Annotated in this window: 23 protein-coding genes; 16 read left to right on the top strand and 7 right to left on the bottom strand. The window is 66.0% G+C overall.

The genetic code is table 11. The features are described from left to right. Window positions 1-76 precede the first annotated feature (76 nt). Complete coding sequence (locus MRBLST15_RS01025) at window positions 77-982, bottom strand: LysR family transcriptional regulator (protein WP_265954882.1); 906 nt, start codon at window positions 980-982, stop codon at window positions 77-79. Window positions 983-1,086: 104 nt separating this feature from the next. Between MRBLST15_RS01025 and MRBLST15_RS01030 the strand changes: the two genes are divergently transcribed. From MRBLST15_RS01030 to MRBLST15_RS01045, 4 genes are all read left to right on the top strand, one after another. After that, a complete protein-coding gene (locus MRBLST15_RS01030; protein WP_367784720.1) occupies window positions 1,087-2,445 on the top strand; it encodes an MFS transporter in 1,359 nt (452 codons plus the stop codon). Next, the gene (locus MRBLST15_RS01035) at window positions 2,445-2,831 is read left to right on the top strand and encodes a DUF4440 domain-containing protein (protein ID WP_367784722.1); all 387 of its coding nucleotides are present in this window, start codon (window positions 2,445-2,447) and stop codon (window positions 2,829-2,831) included. Before MRBLST15_RS01030 ends, MRBLST15_RS01035 begins: the two co-directional genes overlap by 1 nt. Before the next feature lie 155 nt (window positions 2,832-2,986). Continuing rightward, window positions 2,987-4,897, top strand: coding sequence for a CocE/NonD family hydrolase (locus tag MRBLST15_RS01040; RefSeq protein ID WP_367784724.1), 1,911 nt, complete (start codon window positions 2,987-2,989; stop codon window positions 4,895-4,897). Between the two features lie 122 nt (window positions 4,898-5,019). Next, the gene (locus tag MRBLST15_RS01045; RefSeq protein ID WP_367784726.1) at window positions 5,020-6,891 is read left to right on the top strand and encodes a hypothetical protein; all 1,872 of its coding nucleotides are present in this window, start codon (window positions 5,020-5,022) and stop codon (window positions 6,889-6,891) included. A gap of 56 nt (window positions 6,892-6,947) precedes the next feature. On the opposite strand, the gene MRBLST15_RS01050 is transcribed toward MRBLST15_RS01045, so the two are convergent. Continuing rightward, complete coding sequence (locus tag MRBLST15_RS01050) at window positions 6,948-7,901, bottom strand: helix-turn-helix transcriptional regulator (protein ID WP_367784728.1); 954 nt, start codon at window positions 7,899-7,901, stop codon at window positions 6,948-6,950. Between the two features lie 91 nt (window positions 7,902-7,992). Then, on the bottom strand, window positions 7,993-8,346 hold the full coding sequence (locus tag MRBLST15_RS01055) for a hypothetical protein (RefSeq protein ID WP_367784730.1): 354 nt from the start codon (window positions 8,344-8,346) through the stop codon (window positions 7,993-7,995). Between the two features lie 105 nt (window positions 8,347-8,451). Here MRBLST15_RS01055 and MRBLST15_RS01060 point away from each other — a divergent pair, with 105 nt between their 5' ends. The 8 genes from MRBLST15_RS01060 to MRBLST15_RS01095 all read left to right on the top strand — a co-directional run bounded on the left by MRBLST15_RS01060 (window position 8,452) and on the right by MRBLST15_RS01095 (window position 17,003). Next, entirely contained in the window at window positions 8,452-9,210 is a 759-nt protein-coding gene (locus tag MRBLST15_RS01060; protein ID WP_367784732.1) for an SDR family NAD(P)-dependent oxidoreductase, read from the top strand. A 147-nt stretch (window positions 9,211-9,357) separates the two neighbouring features. After that, a complete protein-coding gene (locus MRBLST15_RS01065) occupies window positions 9,358-9,807 on the top strand; it encodes an MgtC/SapB family protein (protein WP_367784734.1) in 450 nt (149 codons plus the stop codon). Window positions 9,808-9,985: 178 nt separating this feature from the next. Beyond that, window positions 9,986-11,644, top strand: coding sequence for an L-lactate permease (gene lldP, locus MRBLST15_RS01070; RefSeq protein ID WP_265953106.1), 1,659 nt, complete (start codon window positions 9,986-9,988; stop codon window positions 11,642-11,644). A 52-nt stretch (window positions 11,645-11,696) separates the two neighbouring features. Next, entirely contained in the window at window positions 11,697-12,461 is a 765-nt protein-coding gene (gene lldR / locus MRBLST15_RS01075) for a transcriptional regulator LldR (protein WP_367784736.1), read from the top strand. Window positions 12,462-12,465: 4 nt separating this feature from the next. Beyond that, window positions 12,466-13,605 (top strand): FMN-dependent L-lactate dehydrogenase LldD, encoded by a 1,140-nt coding sequence (lldD, locus tag MRBLST15_RS01080; protein ID WP_100552785.1) that lies wholly within the window; start codon window positions 12,466-12,468, stop codon window positions 13,603-13,605. After that, window positions 13,602-15,308, top strand: coding sequence for a D-lactate dehydrogenase (gene dld, locus MRBLST15_RS01085; RefSeq protein ID WP_367784739.1), 1,707 nt, complete (start codon window positions 13,602-13,604; stop codon window positions 15,306-15,308). Before lldD ends, dld begins: the two co-directional genes overlap by 4 nt. Before the next feature lie 92 nt (window positions 15,309-15,400). Then, entirely contained in the window at window positions 15,401-16,006 is a 606-nt protein-coding gene (locus MRBLST15_RS01090) for an SMI1/KNR4 family protein (protein WP_367784741.1), read from the top strand. A gap of 130 nt (window positions 16,007-16,136) precedes the next feature. After that, the gene (locus MRBLST15_RS01095; protein WP_367784743.1) at window positions 16,137-17,003 is read left to right on the top strand and encodes a hypothetical protein; all 867 of its coding nucleotides are present in this window, start codon (window positions 16,137-16,139) and stop codon (window positions 17,001-17,003) included. A 49-nt stretch (window positions 17,004-17,052) separates the two neighbouring features. Here MRBLST15_RS01095 and MRBLST15_RS01100 read toward each other — a convergent pair whose 3' ends face one another. Further along, window positions 17,053-17,346, bottom strand: a complete 294-nt coding sequence (locus MRBLST15_RS01100) for a hypothetical protein (protein ID WP_025878511.1) — start codon at window positions 17,344-17,346, stop codon at window positions 17,053-17,055. Window positions 17,347-17,514: 168 nt separating this feature from the next. On the opposite strand from MRBLST15_RS01100, the gene MRBLST15_RS01105 reads away from it, so the two are divergent. Together MRBLST15_RS01105 and MRBLST15_RS01110 are read left to right on the top strand one after the other, a co-directional pair. Continuing rightward, entirely contained in the window at window positions 17,515-18,177 is a 663-nt protein-coding gene (locus MRBLST15_RS01105) for a decarboxylase (protein WP_265953102.1), read from the top strand. Window positions 18,178-18,270: 93 nt separating this feature from the next. After that, on the top strand, window positions 18,271-19,020 hold the full coding sequence (locus tag MRBLST15_RS01110; RefSeq protein ID WP_367785518.1) for a CDP-diacylglycerol diphosphatase: 750 nt from the start codon (window positions 18,271-18,273) through the stop codon (window positions 19,018-19,020). Here MRBLST15_RS01110 and MRBLST15_RS01115 read toward each other — a convergent pair. Continuing rightward, window positions 19,017-19,622 (bottom strand): GNAT family N-acetyltransferase, encoded by a 606-nt coding sequence (locus tag MRBLST15_RS01115; RefSeq protein ID WP_367784746.1) that lies wholly within the window; start codon window positions 19,620-19,622, stop codon window positions 19,017-19,019. The two genes, MRBLST15_RS01110 and MRBLST15_RS01115, sit on opposite strands and share 4 nt — an antisense overlap. A 219-nt stretch (window positions 19,623-19,841) precedes the next feature. Between MRBLST15_RS01115 and MRBLST15_RS01120 the strand changes: the two genes are divergently transcribed. Continuing rightward, window positions 19,842-22,568, top strand: a complete 2,727-nt coding sequence (locus MRBLST15_RS01120) for a TonB-dependent receptor domain-containing protein (protein WP_367784748.1) — start codon at window positions 19,842-19,844, stop codon at window positions 22,566-22,568. A gap of 57 nt (window positions 22,569-22,625) precedes the next feature. Here the strand turns inward: MRBLST15_RS01120 and MRBLST15_RS01125 are convergent, their stop codons facing one another. Then, window positions 22,626-23,267, bottom strand: a complete 642-nt coding sequence (locus MRBLST15_RS01125) for a hypothetical protein (protein WP_367784750.1) — start codon at window positions 23,265-23,267, stop codon at window positions 22,626-22,628. Between the two features lie 184 nt (window positions 23,268-23,451). Between MRBLST15_RS01125 and MRBLST15_RS01130 the strand changes: the two genes are divergently transcribed. Then, entirely contained in the window at window positions 23,452-24,612 is a 1,161-nt protein-coding gene (locus MRBLST15_RS01130) for an amidohydrolase family protein (RefSeq protein ID WP_367784752.1), read from the top strand. A 697-nt stretch (window positions 24,613-25,309) separates the two neighbouring features. Here the strand turns inward: MRBLST15_RS01130 and MRBLST15_RS01135 are convergent. Further along, on the bottom strand, window positions 25,310-26,191 hold the full coding sequence (locus tag MRBLST15_RS01135; RefSeq protein WP_265953093.1) for a LysR substrate-binding domain-containing protein: 882 nt from the start codon (window positions 26,189-26,191) through the stop codon (window positions 25,310-25,312). Window positions 26,192-26,255: the final 64 nt, after the last annotated feature.

Consider the following 26,255-nt stretch of genomic DNA (forward strand, 5'->3'; position numbering starts at 1 on the left):
CACGGCCCCGCAAGGGGCCGTGTTTGTTTGCGGGGGGCCGCTGCGCTCGCCGGGCATGGCCCGGCGGGCGGGGGATTCACCCGGCGTCGTCACCAAACCACACGCGCAGGAAATCGATCAGCTGCCGCACCTTCGGCGAGGGCTGGTTGCTGTGCGGGTACACCGCGTAGACGCTCTGCTGCGGAAATCGGTGCTGGCGCAGAACGGGCCGCAGGCGGTCGTGGGCGAGGTCGTCTTCGATCAGCCAGCGTGGCAGCACGGTGACGCCTGCACCGGCAAGGGCAAACGCACGCAGGCTGCTGGCCCCATCCACGCGTATCACTGCGTTGCCCGGGTTGGTGGCGAACAGGGCATCGCTGCCATCCGGCGCGACCACCGGCACATCGGCCAGGCGCGGATAGCCAAGGCGGGGCAGGGTGCCCAACTGTGCCGGATCGTCCGCCGCTTCAGCGGACCCCAGGCGAGCCAGCAAAGCGGGCGCGGCGACTGCGCACAGCGGATGCCGCTCCAGCTCGCTGGCATGCAGTCCCGAGTCCGGCAGGCGGCCGAGGCGGATCGCCAGATCGAAGCGTTCGGGAATCAGGTCGGCCGGTGCCGGTGACGTCGATAGATGCAGCGCCAGCGCTGGATGCTGCGTACGGAAGGCTTCCAGTGCTGGAATCAGCCGCAGCTGTGCGTACTCCGGGGTGGTGGTCAGGCGCAGCATGCCCTGCAGCTGATGCTGGTCGCGGCGTGCGGCATCGATCGCCGCCTGCGCGGCATCCAGCGCCTGCACGCAGTGCTGCAGGAACTGTTCGCCGGCCTCGGTCAGCGCGAGGTGGCGGGTGCTGCGCAGCAGCAGGGTTACGCCAAGTTCCTGCTCCAGCCGCTTCAGGTTGAAGCTGACCACTGCACGGCTCAGGCCCAGGCGCTCGGCAGCGGCGGTCAGGCTGCCCGCCTCGACCACGGCGCGGAAGATGTCGAAGCGATCCAGGCTGACCATGGTGGCTCATTGTCAAAACAGGTTTGACAGTGTTGCAGCTGTTGTCGTGTTTTTCCAACAAGGCCCGGACGGCATGCTGGCGCCTTCATTGCTGGAGCCTGCTGATGCCTTCCCCGCGCCTGCGCCATGAGGCGATCTTCCTGCTGGTGTTCGCCCTGGACCTGGTCAACATGTTCATCGCCACGGTGGCCTATCCGGCACTGGCGGCCGAGCTGCATGCGGACATCGGCACCCTGGCCTGGGTGGGCACCGCCTACATGCTGGGCCTGAGCGTGGTGATTCCGCTGGCGCCGTGGCTGGCCGCGCGCTGCGGTGAGCGTCGCCTGCTGCTGATGGCCCTGCTGCTGTTCGCAGTGGCCGCAGGCCTGGCCGGCGCCGCGCCGTCCATTGGCGGGTTGCTGGGCTGGCGGTTGCTGCAGGGGCTGGCCGGTGGCCTGCTGATTCCGGTGGCGCAGGCGGCTGCGTACCGACAGTGCACGCCTGAACAACGCGGTGCGCTGACCCGGCGCATCCTGCTGGTGGCGCTGCTGGTGCCGGCACTGGCACCGGCCCTTGGCGGCCTGCTGGTGCAATGGCTGTCCTGGCGCGGCGTGCTGTGGGCCAGCCTGCCACTGGCGGTGCTGGCGATCGCCCTGGTACTGGCGTGGATGCCAGCAGATGGCCGGCGCAGTGCGCCGCGCCTGCAGGGCTATGCGTTGACCACCGCGATGTCTGCGCTGGGCGCGTTGCTGCTGGCGCTGACCTGGCTGGGTGAGCCCGGCCATCGCTTTGCCGGTGCAGGGTTGCTGCTGCTGGCGACAGTGCTGGCCATCGCCCATCTACGCCATGCGCGCCGACAGCCGCAGCCGCTGCTGCGCTGGTCGCTGCTGTCACACAGAGGCCTGCGCATGGCGATGCTGGTGTATCTGGCAGTACCGGGGGTATTCATCGGCAGCCAGTTGGCCAGTACCCTGCAGTTGAACCACGCCGGTTACAGCGCCGCGCAGATCGGCGCCCTGATGCTGCCGTGGGCGCTGGCCTCGGCACTGGCAATCACCGGCAGCCGGCGACTGCTGGTGCGCGTCGGGCCGGGCACGGTGCTGCGGCTGGGCATGGTCCTGCAGGCCAGCGGTCTGTTGCTGATGGCGCTGCAATCACAGCCGTCATTCGTGCTGGCCGTCATGCTGTTCGCCTTGATGGGGGCGGGTGGCAGCCTGTGCAGCAGCACCGCGCAGACACTGGCGTTCCATGGTGTGGACGCCGAGGCGCTGGGCGATGCCAGTGCGCTGTGGAACCTCAACCGCCAGCTCAGCTTCTGCCTGGGTACCGCCGCCATCGCCCTGCTGCTGGCCTTGGCCATGCAGTGGTGGCCGACGCATGCCACCGGCGTGGCACTGGGCCTGGCGGCCGCACTCACCCTGTTGCCGCTGGCGCTGCTGCACCGCGCGCAGCTGCATTCCCTTTCCACGACGGAGACCGCTTGATGGACATGACCGCCGAACACGAAATCCACCTTCTGCACGACAAGCTGCAGGCCTGGTTCCGCGCGGAGATCGCGGCCGATGCACTGGACGATCTGATGGCGCATTTCTGCGCGGACTTCAGCATGGTCGGCATTGCCGGACGCAGGTTGGACCGGAGTGCAGTACAGGCGTTGTTCGCGGGTGGCCACGGTGCACGACCTGGGCTGCAGATCGCCGTCGAGGCTGTGCAGGCGGTCGACGCCCCGTCGCCGCTGGCGGTGCTGCGCTATCGCGAGGGACATGCCGTAGGCGAGGGAGAAACCACATGGCGGGAATCGCTTGCGGTGCTGCGGCAGGAAGACGGGCGCTGGCGCTGGCTGGCGTTGCATGAAGTGCCGGTGACGTGATGGATCCGCCGGGCCATGCCCGGCGAACGCAGCGGCGCAGCCCGCACATGTGCCATCAGTCCTGCCTGTAAACACCGCAGAATGCAAAGCAGGCACGCGCTTTGGCGGGTGCTACGGGAGTAGGCTGGGGCCTTTCCTGCCGGGAGGTGATGTCCATGCGTGTGCGTGCCGTTGCTGTTGCCGTAGCCCTGAGCCTGTCCAGCGCCGTGCTGGCCGCCGACACGCCGCCGATGACCCCGGACATCAGCGGAAAACCCTTCGTCGCTCCCGATGTGGGCCGCGACTACGACAAGCGCGTGGTGATGGTGCCGATGCGCGATGGCACCAAGCTGTATACGGTGATCGTGGTGCCCAAGGGCGCCCACAACGCGCCGATCCTGCTGACCCGCACACCGTACGACGCCGCCGGCCGCGCCAGCCGCAGTGATTCTCCGCGCATGCGCGATCTGCTGCCGCAGGGCGATGAAGTGTTCGTCGATGGCGGCTATATCCGCGTGTTCCAGGATATCCGTGGCAAGTACGGCTCCGAAGGCGACTATGTGATGACGCGGCCGCTGCGCGGGCCGTTGAACGGTACCAAGGTCGATCATTCCACCGATGCGTGGGACACCATCGATTGGCTGGTCAAGCATGTGCCGGAAACCAACGGCAAGGTCGGCATGCTCGGTTCATCGTATGAAGGCTTCACCGTGGTGATGGCACTGACCGATCCGCACCCGGCACTGAAGGTGGCAGCGCCACAGAGTCCGATGGTCGATGGCTGGATGGGCGACGACTGGCTCAACTACGGCGCCTTCCGCCAGGTCAATTTCAACTACTTCGCCATGCAGACCGAGAAGCGCGGCAAGGGCACGCCACTGCCGTCGCTGGGCTACGACGATTACAGCACCTTCCTGCGCATCGGCTCGGCCGGCGACTACGCACGCTTCACCGGCGTGGACCAGCTGACCTGGTGGAAGAAGCTGGTGCAGCACCCGGCATACGATGCGTTCTGGCAAGGCCAGGCGCTGGATGCGGTGATGGCGAAGACGCCGTTGAAGGTGCCGACCATGTGGCTGCAGGGCCTGTGGGACCAGGAGGACATGTGGGGCGCCAACCATGCCTATCAGGCGATGGAAGGACGCGATACCGGCAACACACACAACTACCTGGTGATGGGGCCGTGGCGGCACAGCCAGGTGAACTATGACGGCAGCCAGCTTGGAGCGCTGAAGTTCGACGGCGATACCGCGCTGCAGTTCCGCCGCGACGTGCTCAAGCCGTTCTTCGACCAGTACCTTGTGGACGGCGCGCGGAAGGCCGATACGCCACCGGTGCTGGTCTACAACACCGGTGAAAACCACTGGGACCGCCTGCAGGGCTGGCCGCGGAGCTGCGAGAAGGCGTGCGCGGCAAGCAGCAAGCCGCTGTACCTGCGTGCCGGTGGCAAGCTGGCGTTCCAGGCGCCGGCGGCGGGCGAGGGCGACTTCGAGGAATACGTGTCCGACCCGTCCAAGCCGGTGCCGTTCGTGCCGCGGCCGGTGCGCTTCGGCGACCGCGACATGTGGACCACCTGGCTGGTCAAGGACCAGCGCTTTGTCGATGGCCGGCCTGACGTGCTGACCTTCATCACCGAACCGTTGACCGCGCCGCTGCGCATCGGTGGCACGCCGGTGGTGAACCTGCAGGCGTCCACCAGTGGCACCGATAGCGACTGGGTGGTGAAGCTGATCGACGTGTATCCGGACCAGGAGGCGTCGACGCCGGAGATGGGCGGCTATGAGCTGCCGGTGTCACTGGCGATCTTCCGTGGCCGTTACCGCGAGAGCTTCAGCGATCCCAAGGCGCTGGCGGCCAACCAGGTGCTGCCGTACCGCTTCGACCTGCCCAATGCCAACCACACCTTCCAGAAGGGCCACCGGGTGATGGTGCAGGTGCAGTCCAGCCTGTTCCCGCTGTACGACCGCAACCCGCAGACCTATGTGCCGAACATCTACCTGGCCAAGCCGGGTGACTACCAGAAGGCCACGCAGCGGGTATGGCACAGCGCCGCGCAGGCCAGTTACATCGAGCTGCCGGTGTATTGAGCTGACTCTGCCGGGATGGATGCCGACGCAAGGTCGGCATCCGCCCGCGCAACGGCAATGCTTCGATTGCATCGTTCACCAGCATCGCATAGCGTGCAGCGCTGCTCTGGATGGTGTGAACGATGAAAAGGATGTTTCTCTGCTGCGCGCTGTCGGCCTGCGGTGTGGCGATGGCCGGTCCTGGTGCCTTCGCGCCGCAGCCGAGCGGATTTGAAGGCGATCCACTGCTGGGTGCGGATGGTCGCTTGCGGGTGGCACCTGATGGCTCGAACATCATTCCGCTGGGACCGGATCGCTGGTACCGCAGCGACTGGTACCGGCAGACAGGCAACGGCAAAGCGCAGCGCTCGCAGTGGTTCGATGATGAAGGCCGGCTGCTGCACGCGTCCACGGGAGGCATCCGCTACGGCGACCGTCTTGAGGGCAGCGATGTGCTCTGGAAGGTTGAGCTGCGCGATGCGCAGGGGCACTACCTGGGAACCGGGTTGGCCGATGTGCAGGGAAAGGTGCATTTCCCACCGATGCGCGAGGCTGGTGATTGGATGGTGATCGCGTCGGATCGGATGGCCTGGCAGGGGCGCGATGGCGGGGCACGCATCTTCAGCCTCGACGGCCGCGAAGTCCTGCACATCGATGCGCAGGAGATATGGGTGGGCGGATCCTTCGCAGATCGGAAGGTGTACGTGATCTGCGGCGACTATGAAATGGCCCCATGCCGCGTGCAGGATGAGAAGGGCGCGGTGCTGTTGAGCGCCATCTTCGACGAGGCGCGTCCAGCAGACGACGACGGCTGGTGGCTGCGACAGCTGGACACCTGGGCGCGTGTCGATGCGGCGGGCACGCGCGTTGACCGGGCGCTGTACCAGGGCGTGGCGCGATGGCCACGTTATCGCAGCAGCGTCAGGTTCGATCGTGCTGCAGACAGACCACTGGAGATGAATCGCCATGCCAACGGCCTTGAGAGCGACGCGCCGGAGCGTGGTTGGTTGCTGCAGGATGGCCGCTTCGTCGCCCTGCCTGCGAGCGCCACCGGCTCGATGATGGACTATTGCCCGGGACGCTGGCTGCTGCGCGCCGAAGGCGAGGTCGATTCGATCATCGACGCACAGGGAACGGTGGTCGCGCAGGCGCGCTCATTGGGTTCCAACGACCATCCGCAGTTTCCATGGCGGCTGCGCAATGCCTATGCTGGCGTCGGCGCGGCGATCCTCGATTGTGATGGCAGGGTGTTGTTCGAGCAGGCAGACGTGGTCGACTACCGCGCGACCGATGCTGGTGTACTTGGCACGCTGGCGGGGGAACGATCACCGCGCCTGTGGATCGGCGGCGATCTGCGGCCGCACCTGATGCCAGCAGGCCTGCACCTGCAGGAAGACTACATCGCTCCACCCCTGCTGGTGCTGGGCGATGACGAAGGCAACGCGCACCTCTACAACATGCAGCAGGGGAAGGTCGTGGCGACATCCTTCGGCTCGGTCGAAGAGCTGACGGCCGCGCATCTGATCTTCCTGCGTGACGGCAGCTACGGGATGATGCTGGCCGATGGTCGCGAGGTGTTGCCGCCGATCCATGCTCAGATCCTGCCGATGTCGGCCGAGCGGGTCTGGACACGCCAGCACGTCGGACGCGATGGCGACTGGAAAAGCGAGATCACCCTGTTCGATGGCAACCAGCGCGCGCTGGTGCGCCGCCGGTTCGAATCCGGTGCAATGGGCAGGGTGCCTGTGCGCGAAGGCGGCGATCGCGTGCCTGGGATCCTCGCCCTGTCGCTGGATATTGCCGTGGACGACACGAACTATGGAGTGCGCCAGTGGCTTGGAGCTGACGGCCAGGTACTGGCCAGTGCCATTCACTGCAGCAAGGAACAGCGTGGGGGCGAGGGCGACTCAGGTGTCCTGCTGGGCCGAGGCTGGCGCGTGGACAGCGATCCAAAGCGGCCCTGCCAGGTACCTGCGGTAGTAATGCAGGCGGCGGAGGATAGCGGCATCCACTAGCGTTTATGCTGCGCTGGGCCCTGCAGGGTCCAGCGCGGACAGGAACGCACAGAGCTTCACCCCACCTTCGACGGCCCGGTGCGCCAGCGGCTGGGCACCAGCCCGAAGCGCTTGCGGAATGCCGCGGCGAAGTTGCTGGGATGTCGATAGCCGGTTTCTGCAGCGGCCCGCTCCACGCTCCAGCCGGATTCACGAAGGCCCTGCTCGGCGTGACGCATGCGCTGCTCGTGCAGATAGTCGAACACCGAGCAGCCATATTCCTGGACGAAGTGCCGGCGCAGCGCGCTGGGGCTCATGCAGGCCAACTGGGCAAGCTCGACCAGGCTGTGCGCATGGCTGGGGTCATCGTGCAGGAAGGCCCGCACGCGCTCGAGCCGGTTGCGCTGGCCGCTACGCAGCATGCGTGCGCCTTCAACGTGCATATCATCGGCCTGCAGGCCCACCGTCAGCACCTGCAGCGCCACGCCCTCGCGCCAGAGTGCATCAAGGTCGTCCTGCCAAGGGCTCTCGAACAACTGCGCGAGAGTCGGCAGCATCGTGTGCGGGATGGCCCAGTGGCGGCATTCCAGTGGCGCGCGCAACGCCTGTTGCAATTGCGGTTGCTGGAACACGTCCGGATCCATATCGGCTGGCACCAACAGACTGATGCCACGCAGGCGGGTGTTGCCGGGATGCGTACCCACCGTCGCCATATGGTCGCGGTGACTGGTGCTGACCGCCGTGCCGGCGCGCAGGGTGAAGCCACTGCGCTGCGGGACCTGCACATCGACCTGCCCCTGCAACATCAGCCGGATGACCAGGCCAGGGCGCTCATGCGCGGTGGCGGTGTAGGCGAAACGATTGTGCACGTCCGAGGCGATCAGGCTCATGCCGCCGCGCAGGGTCTGCTCGTGCAGGTCACCGTGGCCGGCCCACTGTTCTTCGCGCAGGTAGCGGGGATCGGCGCGGTAGTCATAGCCATGGCGCTGGCCAAAGCGGCGGAAATCGGCAAACGTGAAATATCGGGACATCGCTCGGCGCTCAACAATAAAAGACGGGTGCCGGCGACGATGTGCCCGCACGTTCCATCGTGCACCTGCAGCGCGGATCGGTCCTGCGCTTTCAGAGGTAGAAATAGATTCCCGTCATTTTCTCCAATGCCAGCCCGAATGCGATATCCAGCGGGTCAATCGATTGGCATTTACGGCCAAGTTGAAGGCCGCGCAGCAATGCGCGTGCGTACTGCAACTGCTCGGCGCGGGTGATCGATTCGTCTTCGTAGCGGTCAAAGAGCAGGCCGAACCGGGTATTGAGGGTGGTGAGGAAACCGCTGTCGAACAGAAGATCGACCGTGGAATCGCTGAGCATCACCTCATACAGGTCGCCAGGCAGGCAGGAATCGGTGTCCAGGCGCCGTTCGGCATCGGCAGTAAGCGGAACGCAGGCTGTACGCGTGGGAGGTTCTTGGCCGGGCATGCACGCAAGTATCCCCCATGCAGCGCTTTCGTCACGAAGAAAGGCGTAGTGTCTATGAGGTCGGACGTTTCTGTCCGCATCGATTCCCCCACATGGAGACCACAGATGATTGATTACCAGCTCAACGGAAAAACCGCGATCGTGACCGGTGGTGTTTCCGGTATCGGCCTGGCGGTAGCGGAAACGCTCGCTGCATCGGGTGCGCGTATTTCGGTATGGGACCTGAAGCAGGAAGCGGTGGATGCAACAGTAGCCGCGCTGCGCAGCCAGGGTGCTGAGGCCGTCGGCATCGCGCTGGATGTCACCGACGAGGCGGCGGTGGCAGCTGCGGTACAGCGCACGGTGACGGAACTGGGCGGCGTGCACATCGCGGTGAACAATGCGGGCATCGGCGGGCCTGCGGCAAGCAGCGGCGACTATCCGATCGATGGCTGGAAACGCGTGGTCGATGTGAACCTGACCAGCGTGTTCCTTTGCCAGCGGGCGCAGATCCAGGCGATGCGTGCGGCGGGCAGCGGCGGCAGCATCATCAACATGGCGTCCATCCTTGGCCAGGTGGGTTATGCCGGCTCGACCGCCTACGCGGCGGCCAAGCACGGCGTGGTCGGCCTGACCCAGACGGCTGCATGGGAGCACGCCGCCGATGGCATCCGCATCAATGCGGTGGGCCCGGGCTTCATCAACACGCCATTGCTTGAAAAGATGGACGCCAAGGTGCGTGCAACGCTGGAAGGGCGGCATGCGCTGAAGCGACTGGGGACACCGCAGGAAGTGGCCGCGCTGGTGGCCTGGCTGGCCAGCGACGATGCCTCGTTCGCGACGGGCGCGTACTACGCCATCGATGGTGGCTATCTGGCGCAGTAACCGGGTGCAACAGGGGTAGGCATGGCGGTGATCACCAGATCCATGCCATGCGTGGATGAATCCGCGCGGTGAAGAGGGCGTGCCATCGCCTTCACCGCCGTCCCACGGCCACCGCGCAACGCTCCGGGAAACTACCGGAGCCTCCCTATGGAACTCACCCAGGACATGTCCATTCTGCTGCGCGTGGCCGCCGCCATGGTCTTTGGCGGCGTGCTGGGCGTCGAGCGCGAGATGGGCAAGCACGCTGCCGGCCTGCGCACGCACATGCTGATTGCCGGTGCCGCTGCGCTGATCGTCGGCCTCGGTGACTCGGTGGCCGAACACTTCCAGCAGGAGCGCTACCGCGATCTGCTGCAGGTCGACCCAGTTCGCTTGATCGAAGCGGTGGTGGCCTGCGTCGGTTTCGTCGCCGCCGGCACCATCCTGCGTGGCAATCGCGAGGACCAGGTCAGCGGGCTCACCACGGCCAGCTCTTTGATCATGGCGGCGGCCATCGGCATTGCCGTGGGCATCGGCAAGTACCTGATCGCGTTCGGCGTCAGCGTGCTGTGCGTGCTGGTGCTCGCGCTGATCCGGCGGGTGGAAAAGAAGCTGTAGGGCGGAAACTGGTACGACCAATAATTTCGTATAGCCCTATGGTCTAATAGGTTCTTCGCAGGATTGGCGGTTCAATTCGCGCCTGTGGTCCGATCATCGGTCAAATCGGTATGACCAATTATGGCGGACGCGACGCCCCCACCCAGTGGGGAACCTCCTGTTCCTGTCGAGAGCCCTCATGCAGCCCTGGCAACACGTGTACGACCCCGCTGGCAACCTGTGGTTGTCGAGCCTGATCGCGCTGCTGCCGATCGCCTTCTTCTTCATTGCCCTGGCCGTGCTGCGCATGAAGGGCTGGATCGCCGGCACCATCACCGTGGCCATCGCGCTTGGCGTGGCACTGCTGTTCTATCGCATGCCGGTGGCGCAGGCGCTGGGCGCGGCGGGCTTCGGCTTCGTCTATGGCCTGTGGCCGATCGCCTGGATCATCATCGGCGCGGTGTTCCTGTACAAGGTCTCGGTCAAGACCGGCCAGTTCGACATCATCCGTGCCTCGATCCTGTCGGTCACCGAAGACCAGCGGCTACAGATGCTGATGGTCGGCTTCGCCTTCGGTGCCTTCCTGGAAGGCGCGGCCGGGTTCGGTGCGCCGGTGGCGATCACCGCCGCGCTGCTGGTCGGGCTGGGCTTCAAACCGCTGTATGCGGCCGGCCTGTGCCTGATCGTCAACACCGCGCCGGTGGCGTTCGGCGCAATGGGCATTCCGATCATCGTGGCAGGGCAGGTGACCGGCCTGGATGCCTTCGAGATCGGCCAGATGGCCGGCCGCCAGCTGCCGTTCCTGACCATCATCGTGCTGTTCTGGATCATGGCGATCATGGATGGCTGGCGTGGCATCAAGGAAACCTGGCCGGCGGTGCTGGTGGCCGGTGGTTCGTTCGCCATTGCCCAGTACCTGACCTCCAACTTCATCGGCCCGGAACTGCCGGACATCACCGCGTCGCTGGCATCGTTGGTCTGCCTGACCCTGTTCCTGCGCCGCTGGAAGCCGGTACGGATCTTCCGCTTCGATACCGAAACCAGCGCCGAGGCGGCGGCACAGGCACTGGAAGCACCGCGCCACAGCGTTGGCCAGATCGCCAAGGCGTGGTCGCCGTTCCTGATCCTCACCGCGATGGTCACCGTGTGGAGCATCAAGCCGTTCAAGTCGTTGTTCGCAGCCGGTGGCCCGCTTGAAAGCTGGGTGCTGAAGATTCCGGTGCCGGGCCTGGACCAGATGGTGCAGAAGATGCCGCCGATCGTCGAAGCGCCGCTGAGCTATGAGGCGGTGTACAAGTTCGACTGGTTCTCGGCCACCGGTACCTCGATCATCCTCGCCGCGGTGATCGCGATCATCGCCTTGCGCATGCCCGCGCGCTCGGCGCTGCAGACCTTCGGTGAAACCGTGCGCGAACTGCGCATGCCGATCTTCTCGATCGGCATGGTGCTGGCGTTCGCCTTCATCGCCAACTATTCGGGCCTGTCGGCCACGCTGGCGCTGGCACTGGCGCACACCGGCAAGGCGTTCCCGTTCTTCTCGCCGTTCCTGGGCTGGCTCGGCGTATTCCTGACCGGTTCGGACACCTCGTCCAATGCGCTGTTCTCGGCGCTGCAGGCCACCACCGCGCAGCAGATTGGCGTGTCCGACGTGCTGCTGGTGGCGGCCAACACCACCGGCGGCGTCACCGGCAAGATGATCTCGCCGCAGTCCATTGCCATTGCCTGTGCAGCGGTGGGCCTTGCTGGCAAAGAGTCGGACCTGTTCCGCTTCACCGTCAAGCACAGCCTGATCTTCACCACGATGGTCGGCCTGATCACCCTGGCCCAGGCCTACTGGCTGACCTGGATGATTCCCTGAGCATGCAGAGCAGGCCGACCAACAGCGGCGTGCTTCGGGCCACAATGGCGCCATGACCACACAACGGGTTTCGGACAAGGTGGCCGCGCAGCTGCGTGCGCTGGTGCAGGAACAGCAGTTGCAGCCGGGCGACAGGCTGCCGGCCGAGCGCACGCTGGCGGTTCAGCTGGGGGTCTCGCGCACCGCGCTGCGCGAGGCCATCGCGCAGCTGGCCAGCCACGGTCTGCTGACCGCACGCGTGGGTGGTGGAACCTATGTGAGCGAGCCCGCCGCGCGTGCGCGGCAGGCGCTGGATGAACCCCTGGTACCGTACCTGCCGCTGTTCCAGGGCGACCCGGAATACCGCTTCGACGTGCTGGAAATCCGCCACGCGCTGGAAGGCGCCACGGCCTGGCACGCGGCGCTGCGCGCCACCGACGAGGACCGCGCGCGCATCGCCCAGGCGTTCCAGACCATGATGGACGCGCATGGCAAGGACGACCCCACCGGCGAAGCCGAGGCCGACGCGGCCTTCCACCTGTCCATCGCCGAGGCGTCGCACAACCTGGTGCTGCTGCAGGTGATGCGGGGGTTGTTCGAGCTGCTGCAGACCAACATCTCGCAGAGCCGTGAAAAGCTGTACACCTCGGCCAGGACCTTCTCGCCGCTGTCCGACCAGCACCGCGAAATGATGGATGCGGTGCTGGCCGGCGATCCCGAACGTGCGCGCGCCGCCGCGCATGCCCATCTTGAGTTCGTGCACACCACGCTGCGCACGCTCGACGACAACGAAGCCCGGCGTACGCGGGCCTCGCGCCTGCCTTCCCCACACGGTTGACCCCATGATCATTTCCGCCTCCACCGATTACCGTGCAGCAGCCGAGCGTCGGCTGCCGCCGTTCCTGTTCCACTACATCGATGGTGGCGCGTATGCCGAGCACACGCTGAAGCGCAACGTGTCCGACCTGTCCGACATCGCGTTGCGCCAGCGCATCCTGCGCAACATGTCCGATCTGAGCCTGGAAACCGAGCTGTTCGGCGAGAAGCTGGCGATGCCGGTGGCGCTTGCCCCGGTCGGCCTGACCGGCATGTATGCCCGCCGTGGCGAAGTGCAGGCGGCGCGCGCAGCCGACAGCCGCGGCATTCCGTTTACGTTGTCCACGGTGTCGGTGTGCCCGATCGAAGAAGTCGCGCCGGCGATCCAGCGCCCGATGTGGTTCCAGCTGTACGTGCTGCGCGATCGCGGTTTCATGCGCAATGCGCTGGAGCGCGCGCAGGCGGCGGGTGTGACCACCCTGGTGTTCACGGTCGACATGCCGGTGCCGGGCGCGCGCTATCGTGACGCACACTCGGGCATGAGTGGTCCGAATGCTGCAATGCGCCGCATCGGCCAGGCGATCACTCATCCGCGCTGGGCGTGGGACGTGGGCCTGCGCGGACGCCCGCATGACCTCGGCAACATCTCCACTTACCGTGGCAACCCAACGGGCCTGGAGGACTACATCGGCTGGCTGGGCAGCAACTTCGATCCGTCCATTTCGTGGAAGGACCTGGAGTGGATCCGCGAATTCTGGAAGGGCCCGATGGTGATCAAGGGCATCCTCGACCCGGACGATGCGCGTGATGCGGTCGCTTTCGGCGCCGATGGCATCGTGGTCTCCAACCATGGCGGTCGCCAGCTGGATGGTGTGCTGTCCACCGCACGCGCCTTGCCCGCCATCGCCGACGCCGTGCAGGGCGACCTGAAGATCCTTGCCGATTCCGGCATCCGCACCGGGCTGGACGTCGTGCGCATGCTGGCGCTGGGCGCCGATACCGTGCTGCTGGGTCGCGCCTTCGTCTACGCGCTTGCCGCGCAGGGCGAGGCCGGCGTGGCCAACCTGCTGGACCTGATCGCCAAGGAGATGCGCGTGGCGATGACACTGACCGGTGCGCACCGCATCGCCGATATCGGCCGTGATTCGCTGGTGCGCCTGCCATGAGTGATCGCAATACGGTGCTGGCGCAGTTGCGTTCGGCGGTGGGGCACCGCCACGTACTGACCGGCGACAAGGCCACCCGCCGCTTCCGTCGCGGCTATCGCTTCGGCGACGGCCCGGTACTGGCGGTGGTGCGCCCCGGCACGCTGCTGCAGCTGTGGCAGGTGCTGCAGGCGGCGGTGCAGGGCGGCGCGGCGATCATCCTGCAGGCAGCCAATACCGGCCTGACCGGCGGTTCCACTCCGGATGGCGATGACTACGGCCGGCCGATCGTGCTGGTCAGCACCTTGCGCCTGACCGGCATCCAGCTGTTGAACGAAGGGCGGCAGGTACTGTGCCTGCCCGGCGCGACGCTGGACCGCCTGGAGCAGACGCTGGCACCGCTGGGCCGCGAGCCGCACTCGGTGATCGGCTCTTCGTGCATTGGGGCCTCGGTGCTGGGCGGTATCTGCAACAACTCCGGGGGCGCACTGGTGCGCCGTGGCCCTGCCTACACCGAGCTGGCGCTGTATGCACAGGTTGACGCACAGGGCGAACTGCAACTGGTCAACCATCTGGGCATCGCACTGGGCGACACGCCCGAGCAGATCCTGCAGCGCCTGCAGGACGGTGACTACCGCGCTGCAGACGTCAGCAATGGGGATGGCCGTGCCGCCTCCGATCCGCGTTACGCCGAGGAAGTACGCAAGGTGGACGCCGGTACCCCGGCTCGCTTCAATGCCGATCCCAGCCGCCATTTCGAGGCAGCCGGTTCGGCAGGCAAGTTGGCGGTATTCGCTGTGCGCCTGGATACGTTCGAGAAGGAGGCCGCCGAGGTCTTCTACATCGGCAGCAACCGCACCGACAGCCTGACCGCGATCCGCCGCCAGCTGCTGACCGGCTTCGAGCGTCTGCCCATCGCCGGCGAGTACATCCACCGTGATGCCTATGACATCGGCGAGCGTTACGGCAAGGACAGTTTCCTGCTGATCGACAAGCTCGGTACCGCGCGCGTTCCGGCTGCATTCGCGCTGAAGAGCCGGGTCGATGGCTGGTTCGAACGGCTTGGCCTGCGCGGTGTCACCGACCGGGTGATGCAGGCGCTGACCAGTGTGCTGCCTTCGCACCTGCCCAAGCGCATGGGCGAGTTCCGCCAGCGTTATGAACATCATCTGCTGCTGAAGGTTTCCGCACAGGATGCGGCCGCCACCGAGGCGTGGCTGCGCAGCTTCTTCAACGGCCATGAAGGCGGTTACTTCCACTGCACGGCCGACGAAGGACGCAAGGCGTTCCTGCATCGCTTTGCCGTGGCCGGTGCAGCGGTGCGCTACCGCGAAGTGCACCGCGAACAGGTGCAGGACATCGTCGCGCTGGACATCGCGCTGCGCCGCGATGATGCCGACTGGTTCGAGCAGCTGCCGGCAGACATCGACGGCCGCCTGTTGCACAAGCTGTACTACGGCCACTTCCTGTGCCACGTGTTCCACCAGGACTACATCGCGCGCAGGGGTGAAGACCCGATGGCCATCGAGCACGCGATGTGGGCATTGCTGGACCAGCGCGGTGCGGAGTATCCGGCCGAGCACAACGTCGGCCACCTGTATCCGGCCAAGCCGGCGCTGGCCGCCTTCTACCGCACGCTGGACCCGAGCAATACCTTCAACCCCGGCATCGGCCAGACGTCGAAGGCGAGGGGGTGGGGTAGCCGCGACTGCGACGGGCACTGATGGCAAACGCTTCGAAAATTCGGATTCTTTGTATTCCAGACTCGTCGCCTTGGCACTAGCCTGAGCCCTCGCCTTAGACGGATACAGGATCGATGCAGAGCGCAGATGAAATATGGGTTTCCATCAAAGCGTCGCTTTTCGAGAAGAACTGTCTGGATGAGATGCGGCTACGGCCAGGAGCTTCCGAAAGTGAGTTGATTGAACTGGAGGCCCAGTTGGGAGTTGTTCTGCCAGATCTGCTGAAGCAGATGCTGGCGATTCACGACGGACAGGATGGGTTCGGTCTTCTTTTCGGAAATCAGATGCTCTCGATAGCGGAGATCCTGCGGCAGTGGCAGGGATGGCGCGAGATCGAGGCTGACGGGATGAATGAAGACTGCGCTGAGTTCATGGAGGCTAGTCCTCCGGGAGTGGTGAAGCCCATGTACACGAATGCGCGCTGGATACCGCTCACGCATGACGGCGGTGGAAATCACATGGGCTTGGACTTCGATCCCGATGCGGGTGGGTCTGAAGGTCAGATGATTGCGTTTGGGGGTGACGAAGATACGAAATATCTTCTCGCACGTACTTTTGATGATTTTGTGGCGAAGGCCTTGGAGTGGATCCAACAGTCGCGTTGGAATGACGGCGGCCTGCAATCAGACGCCGATGATGATTTTGCTCCCCCTGCGATTCTGCGTAGCATCAGCGGATAGCCCCGGATGCCGTTCGCTTGGTGGCTCACTGCATCGCCTGCGACGTGATCGGAAACTGATGCGGGGAGACCGTTCTTCTCTGCGTTACCATCCGTGTTCCGTAGGCACGCACCGATGCGCAGGAATTGCGATGCAGAGAACAATTATTCGCACCGTGCTGAGCACACTGCTGCTGTCCGCTCCACTGCTTGCGCAGGCCGTCGCACCCGTTCAACAGGATGCCGCGGGCAACCGGCTGGAAGCGCTGTTGCTGCAGGGCGAGCAGGGAGCGGACGACCCCGAGCGCTACTGCACTGCCGATGGCCAGTGGTGCGTGCGGGCGTTGCCTGCAACGGGCGAATACCAGCCGGCAGCGCTGGAAGTCGCCGAGCGTGCGGGTGATGAAGCCGAACCGCGGATGCGCCACGTCCCCATCGAGGTGGTTGACGATGGCGACCTGCGGGTCTGGCCTTTCATCGTGCGCCTGGCCCCCGGCGCGGGGGCAGGTCAGGCCGTGGCCGATCCGCAACAGGCGGCACTGCAGAACGTGCTGGTCGGCGGTCTGCTGGAGGCCCGCGCGATGTATTCCGGCGGCGGTGCCAGCGCATCGACCCTGCAACTGGCGCGCATCCGTCATCTCGATGATGGCGTCCAGGTGGACGCCGACGTGCTGTCCGTTGCGTGGTCGGCCAACAAGATGATCCGGGCCTGTTTCAGCGAGCGCGATTTCAATCAGCGCGCCGGTGCTTGCCACGACGAGTACAGTTTCGATGCGGAACTTGTGCTGGCAACCGAAGGGCAGGACATGCCCGTGCTGCGCTACCGCACCGAGGCCAGCGACTATCCGGCCGGGGTATCGCCGCAGCGGGACTCGCTGGCCAAAGGACGATTGAAGAAGAAGGACCTGCGTACCGAACAGGATGCGGAGTGCAGCTACACGCGCGTCTTCCGCTTCACCTCAGGGGCTTACCAGCCGGACCAGCCACTGCCGGAGTGCTCGGGCTACACCGAGCCCTGAGCGATGGAGCCGGGCAGGGGCCCGGCTCTGTGCGACGACGCTGGCGCGTTTACTCGCAGCGGGTGGCGGTGATGATGTTGTCCTTGTCCACGAACACGCGCAGGCGGTCCTGGCGGATGTCCTTGGTGGTGATGGTGGCCGGGCCGATGGGATTGACCATGCCGGCGCCGCTTTCACTGGACAGGCGGCGGATGTTCGGCTCGTTGGCCGGCTGGCCGATGGCCCAGCCCAGCTGGCTGGCATCGCAGCGGCCACTGCCCTTGACCTCCGGGCCGGGAGTGCTGACACAGGCCGACAGCAACAAGGCCGAGGCGGGCAGCAACAGAGTCAGGCGGATGGTCATGCGGGCGCTCCTGCGCAGGGGATTGGCGGCACGATAGCACTGACCGCGCGAAACCCGGCAGCGTTCGGGTCATTGCCCGCGCGGCCGCCGCACTGCATAGTGGCCGGCGTTGCCGGCAGCGCGCCGGCGGGCAGACCGGGCCAGTCCGGTGCAGGTGTTGGATCGGGTATGACGGCAGGCAGTTTGCGAGGCAGGCAGAACGCAGTGAAGGCGATGGCGTTGCTGTCGCTGCTTTGCATGGCAGAGGCAGCCGTGGCCGCCGAACCGGTCGCAGCGCCCGCTGCCGAAACGCCGGCGTTTGGTGGCTGGCGCAACCTGCAGAGCGAAGCCGGTTATCAGCCGGCGCAGCGCAACCTGGCCTTCGCGATGCTGCCGCAGGCCGCAACCCGTGGTGATCGCTTCGCCATCCTCGACCGTGAAGGCAAGCGCACGGTGTGCTGCCTGCAGGTGGCCAGCGAGTCGCTGGGTGTTGCCGCGCTGCGCGAGCAGTACCACCTGCCGCAGGCTGGGGTGACCGATCTCAGCAATGGCCGCAGCCCGGCGCGCCCGTATCTGCCGCATGTCTATGCGATGCAGCGGGTGGATGAACTGGCCGACTATGGTTTCGCCGATGTTGCTGGTGCCTACAGCGATCTGGGCGGGCTGCTGCTGCCCGACGCCGCTGCGCTGGCCGCCGACGGCAGCGAGGTACGCCTGGGTGAGGCCCATTATCGCCTGCAGTTCCACCGCCAGCCGCTGGCCGATGATGATGGCGCACTGGACCGCTACACCCTGCAGCTGCTGCCTGCGGGCGCCCCGGTTGTGGTTGAAGTGCCGTTCGGCACCTACTGATTGCCACATCCTACTGGCTAGAATGGCGCGCGGCGCTGAATGTCGCGCTTGATCCCGTGAGTTGTTGCCGTGCGATTTCTGCTGCTGCCCCTGATGTTGCTGGCCGGTTGTACCAGCGTGCCCCCCGCGCCGCCGCCGGCGCATTCGGATGCGCTGTGGCGCCTGATCGAGCGTGATTGCCAGGGCGCACAGTCGCCACGCGGCGATTGCCTGCAGGTGCGCCCGGCTGTCGACCACCGCGATGTGCTGGTCAAGGACGCGCACGGCCACTATCAGTTCCTGCTGATGCCGCTGGACAAGGTCAGTGGAATCGAAAGCCCCGCGTTGTACCGGCGTGGCGCACCCAATTACTTCGCTGCCGCCTGGCAGGCCCGCACACGCACCGAACAGGCGCTGGGCCAGCCGCTGCCGCGCAGCGTCGCCAGCCTGGCGTTGAATTCACCGCATGGCCGTTCGCAGCATCAGCTGCACATCCACGTCGACTGCCTGCGCAGCGATGTGCTGCGTGCGCTGGAAGACAACCGCACAAGCCTCGGCACGCAGTGGGCACCGCTGCCTGTGCCGCTGCGCGGCCATCGGTACCAGGCGCGGCTGCTGCCGGGCGAAGCACTGACCGCCAATCCGCTCAACCTGCTGGCCTATGACCTGAGCGGAGTGGACAAGGTCGGCCAATGGAGCCTGCTGGTGGCGGGGCACGAGGACGTGCACGGCGCCCCCGGCTTCATCCTGCTGGCAACGCAGCTGGATCCAGGCAGCGGTAATGATGCCAGCGCCGAGGAGCTGCAGGACCACGCCTGCAGCGTGTTGACCGGTGCGGATGCTTCGCTGGAGCGGGTGCGCTAGTTTTCCGCTGACTGCCGCTGCAACCAGGCTGGCGCAGTCAGTGCGTACAGCTGGCGATCCTGCCAGCCGGCTTCGTCCAGATGATGGTCGCGCAGCACGCCTTCCTGCTTGAACCCGATCGAGTGCAACGTATCCACGATCTGGGCGCTCGCATCCGGTGCCAGCATGGAATACACCCGACGCAGCCCGACCTGCTCGAACAGGAAGGGGCAAAGCGCCCTCAGGGTTGCCTGCAGCTGACGCTGCTGCGCGCAGCCCACCGTGTGCAGCCAGTGCAGTTCCGCGCTGCGGGCGTGCGCGCAGTCCAATCGGACATTCAACTGATCCAGCAGTTTGCCATCGGCATCGAAGGTGCCCAGCAGCAGGCGATCATTGTCGTACTGAAGCTGCGAGCGCTGCACGCCGGCCAGGAACCGCGCTTCAGCGTCGAAGCCGTCGGGGAAGACGACGCTGCGTTCGACCTGGTGGTGATGCCGGCGCCAAGCGAACAGATCAGCGCGCTGCAGAGGGCGCAGGACGATGGGGTCATGCTGGAGTCGCAGGAGATGGCGGCGCAGCACCGGCCGCAGCGGAGGCCGTGAAGTAGGGAGATACCGGTTCATGGGGTGGGACGATGCCGTACCAGGGCGAAATGAGACAATGAAAGAAGTTGCAAACGCTGCGCCGTCGCTGGCTGTGTTCTGAGTCGGTTCAGGCATAAGGCCATCAGGCCTGGTCATTTCCGTTGCAACCATCCGTTCAGGACAATTTCGTTACGGGATCGTTATGCGCGCATCGTCGCCGGCGCCCCGGACCACCCGTCCAACTCCCCCAGGAAGCCCATGTCCGCCTCTTCCTTGGCGCTGCGCCCGCGTCCGCTGGTGCTTGCCTTGTCGTCCCTGATGCTGGCCTCGTTGCCCGCCTTCGCGCAGGAAAGCGCACCCACCTCATTGCAGGAAGTGAAGGTCACCGGCTCGCGCATCCCGCGTGCCAGCGTCGAGGGGCCATCGCCGGTCACGGTGATCAGCCGCGAGCAGATCGATGCGCAGGGCTACCGCAATGCGTTCGATGCGTTGAGCGCGTTGACTGAAAATACCGGCAACGTGCAGGGCGAGGACTTCGGCAACACCTTCACCCCGGCGGCGAACACCATCAACCTGCGTGGGCTGGGCCCGAACCGCACGCTGGTGCTGGTCAACGGTCGTCGCCAGGCGGACTATCCGCTGGCCTACGAAGGCTCGGTGAACGTGGTCAACCTGGCCAACATCCCCAGTGCGTTGATCGAGCGCATCGAGGTGCTGGCCGCAGGCGCATCGGCGGTGTACGGCTCCGATGCGATCGCCGGCGTGGTCAACATCATCCTCAAGGACCGTTTCGACGGCGTGGACGTCAACGTGCGTGCCGGCGGCACCCAGCAGGGTGGTGGTGACAACCAGCGCGTGCAGGTGGTGGGTGGCAGCTCGGGCGAACGCTGGGAAGGCCTGTTCGGCTTCGAACTGGATGTGCGCAAGGCGATCCACGCGCGGCAGCGCGACTTCATGGATTCGCTGGACGATGATCCCACCGGCAAGGCGCCGCAGCCGACGGCCGTCGCCTATCGTCGCAACGCCGCCACCGGTCGCAACATCGATCCGGGCGTTGCCGGTTGCGATGCGGCCTCGGCCATCTACGGCGGCAGCGTGTTCCGCGCCAACAACCCTCGCCAGGGCGCGTACTGCGGCAGCAACGAAGCCGCTGCCAGCTACTGGACCGTGCAGACCGAGAAGCGCAACCTCAACGGCTACGGCCTGCTGACCTTCCACGTCAACGACACCACCGACCTGTTCGCCGATGTCGCCGTGGGCAGCGCACGGATCCAGAACAACACGCGCGCGCCCACCTGGACCTCGTCACGCAACTATTTCTACAACCAGAACACGGGCAACCTGGAGAGCTGGTACCGCCGCTTCGCGCCGGAGGAAATCGGCGGCCTGCCACGCAACGCCAATCGTTTCCTGGAAAGCTCGTGGTCGTTCAACGTCGGTGCGCGTGGCCAGTTCGGTGACAGCGGCTGGGACTACGAAGCGGTCTACAGCCGCTCGCGTTACGAGAACCGCACGCGCCGCCCGGTGCTGCTGGCCGGCATCAACGAGTACCTGCTGGGTCCGCAGCTGGGTGTACGCAACGGCGTGGAGGTCTACGCGCCGGATCCGTCGCGTCTTTTCCGGCCGCTGACACCCGATGAGTACGGTCGCCTGTCCGACTACCAGGAAAGCCGTAACGCTGCGTGGCTGCAGACCTTCAGCGCGACGGTCAATGGTCGCCTGTTTGCATTGCCGGGGGGCGATGCCGCGTTGGCCGCGGTGGTCGAAGCGGGCAGCCAGGGTTACCGCAACCGCCCGGACCCACGCCTGGGAACCGGCGAGTTCTGGAACACCAGCGCCGGCATCGGTGCCGGTGGCGAACGTGACCGCTATGCCGCGGGTATTGAACTGCAGTTGCCGTTGCTGCAGTCGCTGACCACCACCCTGGCAGGCCGCTACGACCAGTACCGCGCCGGTGGCGAGCATCTCGGCAAGGCAACGTGGAGCTTCGGTGTCGAATTCCGTCCGATCGAAAGCCTGCTGATCCGTGGCACAGCAGCCACCAGCTTCCGTGCGCCGGACATGAACTATGTGTTCGCTACCGAGACCCGTGGCTACAACCCGGGCATGACCGACTACTGGCGTTGCCGCACCGCCGGCCAGTCGTACGACAACTGCGACTACAACGGCCTTTCGATCGACTACAGCAACCGCGCCAACCCGCAGCTGCAGCCGGAGTCGGCCAAGTCGTATGGCTTCGGCGTGGTCTGGTCGCCGCTGTCCGGGCTGGATTTCAGTGCGGACTACTACGACATCCGCATCGACAACGAGGTGACCAGCCTCGACACCAGCCGCATCCTGCGTGATGAGGCCGACTGCCGGCTGGGTCGTACCCTCGGCGGCGAAGCGCGCGAAATCGGTTCGCCGCTGTGCCAGGACGCGCTGTCGCGGGTGATCCGCAATCCCTCCAATGCCACCGTGCAGCCGGACCAGGTGACCCGCGTACTGATCAACCCGATCAATGCGGCGTCCGAATCGGTGCGCGGCATCGACCTGAAGGGCAACTGGCGCTTCGATGCGGGCCGCTATGGCCGCTTCACCACCCGCCTGGCCTACACCTTGGTGCTGGAGCACGAGTACAAGCAGTTCGCCGATGATGAAGTGCGCGACATCCGCAATTCGCTGGATGACTGGCAGTGGCGCAGCAAGGCCAACGGCAGCATCACCTGGAACCAGGGCGACTGGACCGCGACGATCTATGGCAACCGTTATGGCTCGTTGCCCAAGAGCGATGGCAGTGGCCGCATCGCGCCGTACATGACCTACAACGCCAGTGTGTTCCGCCAGTTCGGCGAGAACCTGACACTGGGCGTGATCGTCAACAACCTGCGCGACAGCCGGCCGCCGGCAGACAGGAATGGGGGTGGTTGGCCGTTCTATCCGGTGGGCAACTACGACCCGTATGGTCGTCAGTTCTGGGTGGAGCTGGATTACCGGTTCCGTTGATCGAAACGCAGAACGAAAGGCCCGGCATTGCCGGGCTTTTCACTGTTTACGCGTCGATCAGGGCAGGGCCTGCACCAGATACGACTCGATGACGTAGCTGAAAGGCTGCTGCTGGCGGTCGCGCAGCAGGGCGCGCACTTCCAGGATCACGCCATGGTCGCCTTCGCCGCGCGGCGGCCAGAACGTCTGGTCGGTCACGGTCTGGCGCTGGAAGCCAAGCGGACCGACCACGCGGCCGAACGGCTCGTCGGTCGTGTCGAGCACCTGGTTCATGGCCGCGCTGAGATGATCGGGCAGGTACCAGTTGTCGGCCTCGGACAGCACGCGGCTGCCGCAGGCCAGCTGCACGCGACGGTAACGCAGGGGCGTGGAGGCATCGGCGCCCAAGGCCTGCAGCACGTCGGCCGGCGCGGGCTTTTCCTGGCCATGCACGCGCACCGCGCGGACCCGGGCCTGCTCGGCCAGGCCGTGCTCGGCGCACCAGCTTTCCAGGGTGGCGGTGGCGCTCTGGCCGGCCAGCACGCGCTGGTGCAGTACCTCCACCAGCGCGGCCGAGGCGATCCGCTGCTGGCCCGGCGGCGCCTGCAGGGGCGCGCTGGCGTTGGCATCGGTAGCGGACAGGCTGGCGATCGGGGCGGCGGCCAACAGGGACGCGGCCTGCCAGCGGCGAAGACGATCGTGGCGGTCGGACGGGCCCATGCGGCATCACAGCGGAAACAGGCGCCCATGTTACCCGTTCAGGCGTGTATCCGGCGTCCCCGTGGCGCACGGTCGCGGACGGGATTCATCGTGCCGGTGAATGCATGGCATGCAGATATTTCGTTGGCCGATGGCAGCGGCGGCGGGCAGGATGGCGCCAGTATTGGCTTTCCGGGAGATCCAGATGACCCTGCAGTTCGTCCATGGTGGCGTCGATCGCGACGGTGCCCCCCTGCATTTCCATGTCCGTGATGGCCGTTTCGTCGGCATCAACAGCGACGATGCCGCACCGGAGGAGGCCGAAAGCGTCGACCTGACCGGCTTTACCGTTCTGCCTGGACTGGTCGACGGCCATATCCATCTGGACAAGAGCTTCGTCGGCGACCGCTGGCATCCGCATCAGCCAGTGAACAGCCTGCGCGAACGCCTGGCGGTGGAGAAGACCGCGATTGCCGCCGCTGCACCGATGGCGGACCGTGCCGAAGCGCTGATCCGCCAGTGCAGCGCATTCGGTACGGTGGCGATGCGTTGCCACGTCGACATCGATGGCAGCACCGGCCTGCACCATCTGCAGGCCGTCCGCGAGGCGGCGCTGCGCTGTGCCGACATCATGCGCATCCAGTTGGTGGCGTTCCCGCAGGCGGGGGTGATGTCGTGCCCGGGTACGGCGGCGGTGCTGGAACAGGCGATTGCTGCAGGGGTGGAAGTACTGGGCGGCATCGACCCGAGTACGCTGGACGGGGATGCCGAAGGCCAGCTGGCGTTGTTGTTCGGGCTGGCCGAGCGCTATGGCGTGCGACTGGACATCCACCTGCACGAGCCGGGCGAGACCGGGCTGGCGCAGCTGCTGCGGATCGCGGCGCGCACGCGCGCGTCGGGCCTGCAGGGCAGGGTGGCAGTCAGTCATGCCTATGCGCTGGGTGAGGTGCCATTGGCACGCGCGCTGCAGGTCGGCGAGGCGTTGGCTGCCGCAGGCGTAGCGATCATGAGCAACGCACCGGGCGACCATCCGTTCCCGCCGTTGCGCGCACTGCACGACGCGGGTGTACGCGTGTTTGCCGGCAACGACAACATCCGCGACTGCTGGTGGCCCTACGGCAATGGCGACCTGCTGCAGCGGGCGATGCTGCTGGGCTATCGATCGGGCTTCTACACCGATGCGGACCTGATGCTGGCGTTGGACATGGTCACCACCCATGCGGCGGAGGTGATCGGGTTGCCGCAGTACGGCATTGCGGAAGGTCTTCCGGCCACCTTCGTGGCGGTGCGTGCCGACCATGGCCCGGCGGCCGTGGCCGGGGTGCCGGGCGAGCGTCGCGTGGTGGTTGACGGACGCTGGCTGTAGCGGCCGGGCTGCGCCCGGCACCCGCGGTAGTGCCGGCCGCTGGCCGGCAACCTCAGCAACAGCAACAGCAAGAGCAGCAGCAACAGCAACAGCAACAGCAACAGCAACAGCAAAGGCGTGCATCCCGTGGGAGGCGGGGCGGTGTCGGATTGCGGGGACGCCGCAAGTACGTCCCTGTAGGCTTGGCCGCCGCTTGCTCGTGTGCGCTGTCCTGCGCACACGGCAAGACCGGGGTTGGGCATCCTGCCCAACCCGCCCGAGGCATGCCTCGGGCCCATGCCGCGGACACCCCGCAATCCGACACCGCCCCACCTCTGACAGTTTTTCGGTGTCTGGTAGATCCACGCCATGCGTGGATGAATCTCCATCGAAATCGAATATTTCGACAATTGAACGAAGAGCATCCACACATGGAGTGGATCTACGTGTCGACCAAGGTCGACACCCACCAAGAGCAGGCCATGCCATTCCCACAGATCGCGGGAATCTATCGAAGGCGGGGTGGGTCCGGTGGCAGGGGCGTGAGCCGCATGGATGCGGCGACCGAGCTTACATGGACGTACTTGCAGCGGCCCCTGCCACCGGACCCACCCCGCCATCCCTCAGGAAGCCTGCTGTTGCTGTTGCTTCGGCTGTTGAGGTTGCCGGCCAGCGGCCGGCACTACCCGTGGGTGCAGGGCGCAGCCCTGCCAACCCTTCACTCCGGCTCGCGCTGCACCTGCCGCCAGAGTTCAGCGGCCAGCGCACGCACCGCATCATCGGCATCGGCGCGATGCAGCAGGCCGATCTCGTAGTTGTCGACCACCGGCAGATCGCGCTCGCCATCGATGATGCGGTGTTCGCGGTTGACCGCGCGACGTGGCAGCAGGCTGATGCCGATGCCGTCGGCTACCGCGCCCTGGATGCCGCTCAGCGAGGAACTGGTGAACGCGATGCGCCAACGCAGGCCAAGCGCCTCCACGGCCTGGATCATCTCGTCGCGGTACAGCCCGCGCGGCGGGAAGGTGACCAGTGGCAGCGGGTCCTGCAGCAGGCTGCTGCTGCGCAGGCTGTCGATCCAGTGCATGGGTTCACGCCGGCAATGCACGGCCTGGCGGGTGTTGCGACGCTGCTTGACCAGCACCAGGTCCAGCTCGCCATGGTCGAAGCCGTGGGCCAGATCACGGCTGAGGCCGCTGCTGATTTCCAGCTTGACCTGCGGGTGGCGGCGGCTGAAGGCGGCGAGCATGCGCGTGGTCTGAGCGTTGACGAAGTCCTCCGGCACACCGATGCGCACCGCGGTCTCCACGGTGGCGCCGGCCAATGCCTGGGCCAGCTCCTCGTTCAGGTCGAGCATGCGCCGGGCATAGCCCAGCAGGGTGTGCCCGGCATCGGTGGGATGCACGTCGCGGTGGCCGCGCTCGAGCAGGCGGTGACCGGCGAGTTCCTCCAGCCGCCGAACCTTCTGGCTGACCGTGGACTGGGTTGAATGCAGGCGGGTGGCGGCCGTGGTGAAGCTGCCACAGTCGGCGACCATCACCAGGGCCCGCAGCAGGTCCAGTTCGAACACTGTTCTATTCGATTTGGCACTGTCTTGCATTTGAACATTTCACTTCTGGATACCCGTGCCGACTTCTACCATGCAGGGCAGGGGCCGGCAATGG

Origin of the sequence: Stenotrophomonas sp. LST15-1-1.1 (genome assembly GCF_040815575.1) — a bacterium.
Taxonomy (GTDB): Bacteria; Pseudomonadota; Gammaproteobacteria; order Xanthomonadales; family Xanthomonadaceae; genus Stenotrophomonas; species Stenotrophomonas lactitubi_B.

Excerpts from the sequence above, each read along its gene's own strand:
- MRBLST15_RS01050 (WP_367784728.1), bottom strand. The coding sequence starts at position 7,901 with ATGTCCCGATATTTCACGTTTGCCGATTTCCGCCGCTTTGGCCAGCGC.
- lldR (WP_367784736.1), top strand. The coding sequence starts at position 11,697 with ATGACCACACAACGGGTTTCGGACAAGGTGGCCGCGCAGCTGCGTGCG.
- MRBLST15_RS01125 (WP_367784750.1), bottom strand. The coding sequence starts at position 23,267 with ATGGGCCCGTCCGACCGCCACGATCGTCTTCGCCGCTGGCAGGCCGCG.
- MRBLST15_RS01030 (WP_367784720.1), top strand. The coding sequence starts at position 1,087 with ATGCCTTCCCCGCGCCTGCGCCATGAGGCGATCTTCCTGCTGGTGTTC.
- MRBLST15_RS01025 (WP_265954882.1), bottom strand. The coding sequence starts at position 982 with ATGGTCAGCCTGGATCGCTTCGACATCTTCCGCGCCGTGGTCGAGGCG.
- MRBLST15_RS01045 (WP_367784726.1), top strand. The coding sequence starts at position 5,020 with ATGAAAAGGATGTTTCTCTGCTGCGCGCTGTCGGCCTGCGGTGTGGCG.
- MRBLST15_RS01135 (WP_265953093.1), bottom strand. The coding sequence starts at position 26,191 with ATGCAAGACAGTGCCAAATCGAATAGAACAGTGTTCGAACTGGACCTG.
- MRBLST15_RS01105 (WP_265953102.1), top strand. The coding sequence starts at position 17,515 with ATGACGGCAGGCAGTTTGCGAGGCAGGCAGAACGCAGTGAAGGCGATG.
- dld (WP_367784739.1), top strand. The coding sequence starts at position 13,602 with ATGAGTGATCGCAATACGGTGCTGGCGCAGTTGCGTTCGGCGGTGGGG.
- lldD (WP_100552785.1), top strand. The coding sequence starts at position 12,466 with ATGATCATTTCCGCCTCCACCGATTACCGTGCAGCAGCCGAGCGTCGG.
- MRBLST15_RS01120 (WP_367784748.1), top strand. The coding sequence starts at position 19,842 with ATGTCCGCCTCTTCCTTGGCGCTGCGCCCGCGTCCGCTGGTGCTTGCC.
- lldP (WP_265953106.1), top strand. The coding sequence starts at position 9,986 with ATGCAGCCCTGGCAACACGTGTACGACCCCGCTGGCAACCTGTGGTTG.
- MRBLST15_RS01130 (WP_367784752.1), top strand. The coding sequence starts at position 23,452 with ATGACCCTGCAGTTCGTCCATGGTGGCGTCGATCGCGACGGTGCCCCC.
- MRBLST15_RS01065 (WP_367784734.1), top strand. The coding sequence starts at position 9,358 with ATGGAACTCACCCAGGACATGTCCATTCTGCTGCGCGTGGCCGCCGCC.
- MRBLST15_RS01055 (WP_367784730.1), bottom strand. The coding sequence starts at position 8,346 with ATGCCCGGCCAAGAACCTCCCACGCGTACAGCCTGCGTTCCGCTTACT.
- MRBLST15_RS01035 (WP_367784722.1), top strand. The coding sequence starts at position 2,445 with ATGGACATGACCGCCGAACACGAAATCCACCTTCTGCACGACAAGCTG.
- MRBLST15_RS01060 (WP_367784732.1), top strand. The coding sequence starts at position 8,452 with ATGATTGATTACCAGCTCAACGGAAAAACCGCGATCGTGACCGGTGGT.
- MRBLST15_RS01100 (WP_025878511.1), bottom strand. The coding sequence starts at position 17,346 with ATGACCATCCGCCTGACTCTGTTGCTGCCCGCCTCGGCCTTGTTGCTG.
- MRBLST15_RS01095 (WP_367784743.1), top strand. The coding sequence starts at position 16,137 with ATGCAGAGAACAATTATTCGCACCGTGCTGAGCACACTGCTGCTGTCC.
- MRBLST15_RS01090 (WP_367784741.1), top strand. The coding sequence starts at position 15,401 with ATGCAGAGCGCAGATGAAATATGGGTTTCCATCAAAGCGTCGCTTTTC.
- MRBLST15_RS01040 (WP_367784724.1), top strand. The coding sequence starts at position 2,987 with ATGCGTGTGCGTGCCGTTGCTGTTGCCGTAGCCCTGAGCCTGTCCAGC.
- MRBLST15_RS01110 (WP_367785518.1), top strand. The coding sequence starts at position 18,271 with ATGTTGCTGGCCGGTTGTACCAGCGTGCCCCCCGCGCCGCCGCCGGCG.
- MRBLST15_RS01115 (WP_367784746.1), bottom strand. The coding sequence starts at position 19,622 with ATGAACCGGTATCTCCCTACTTCACGGCCTCCGCTGCGGCCGGTGCTG.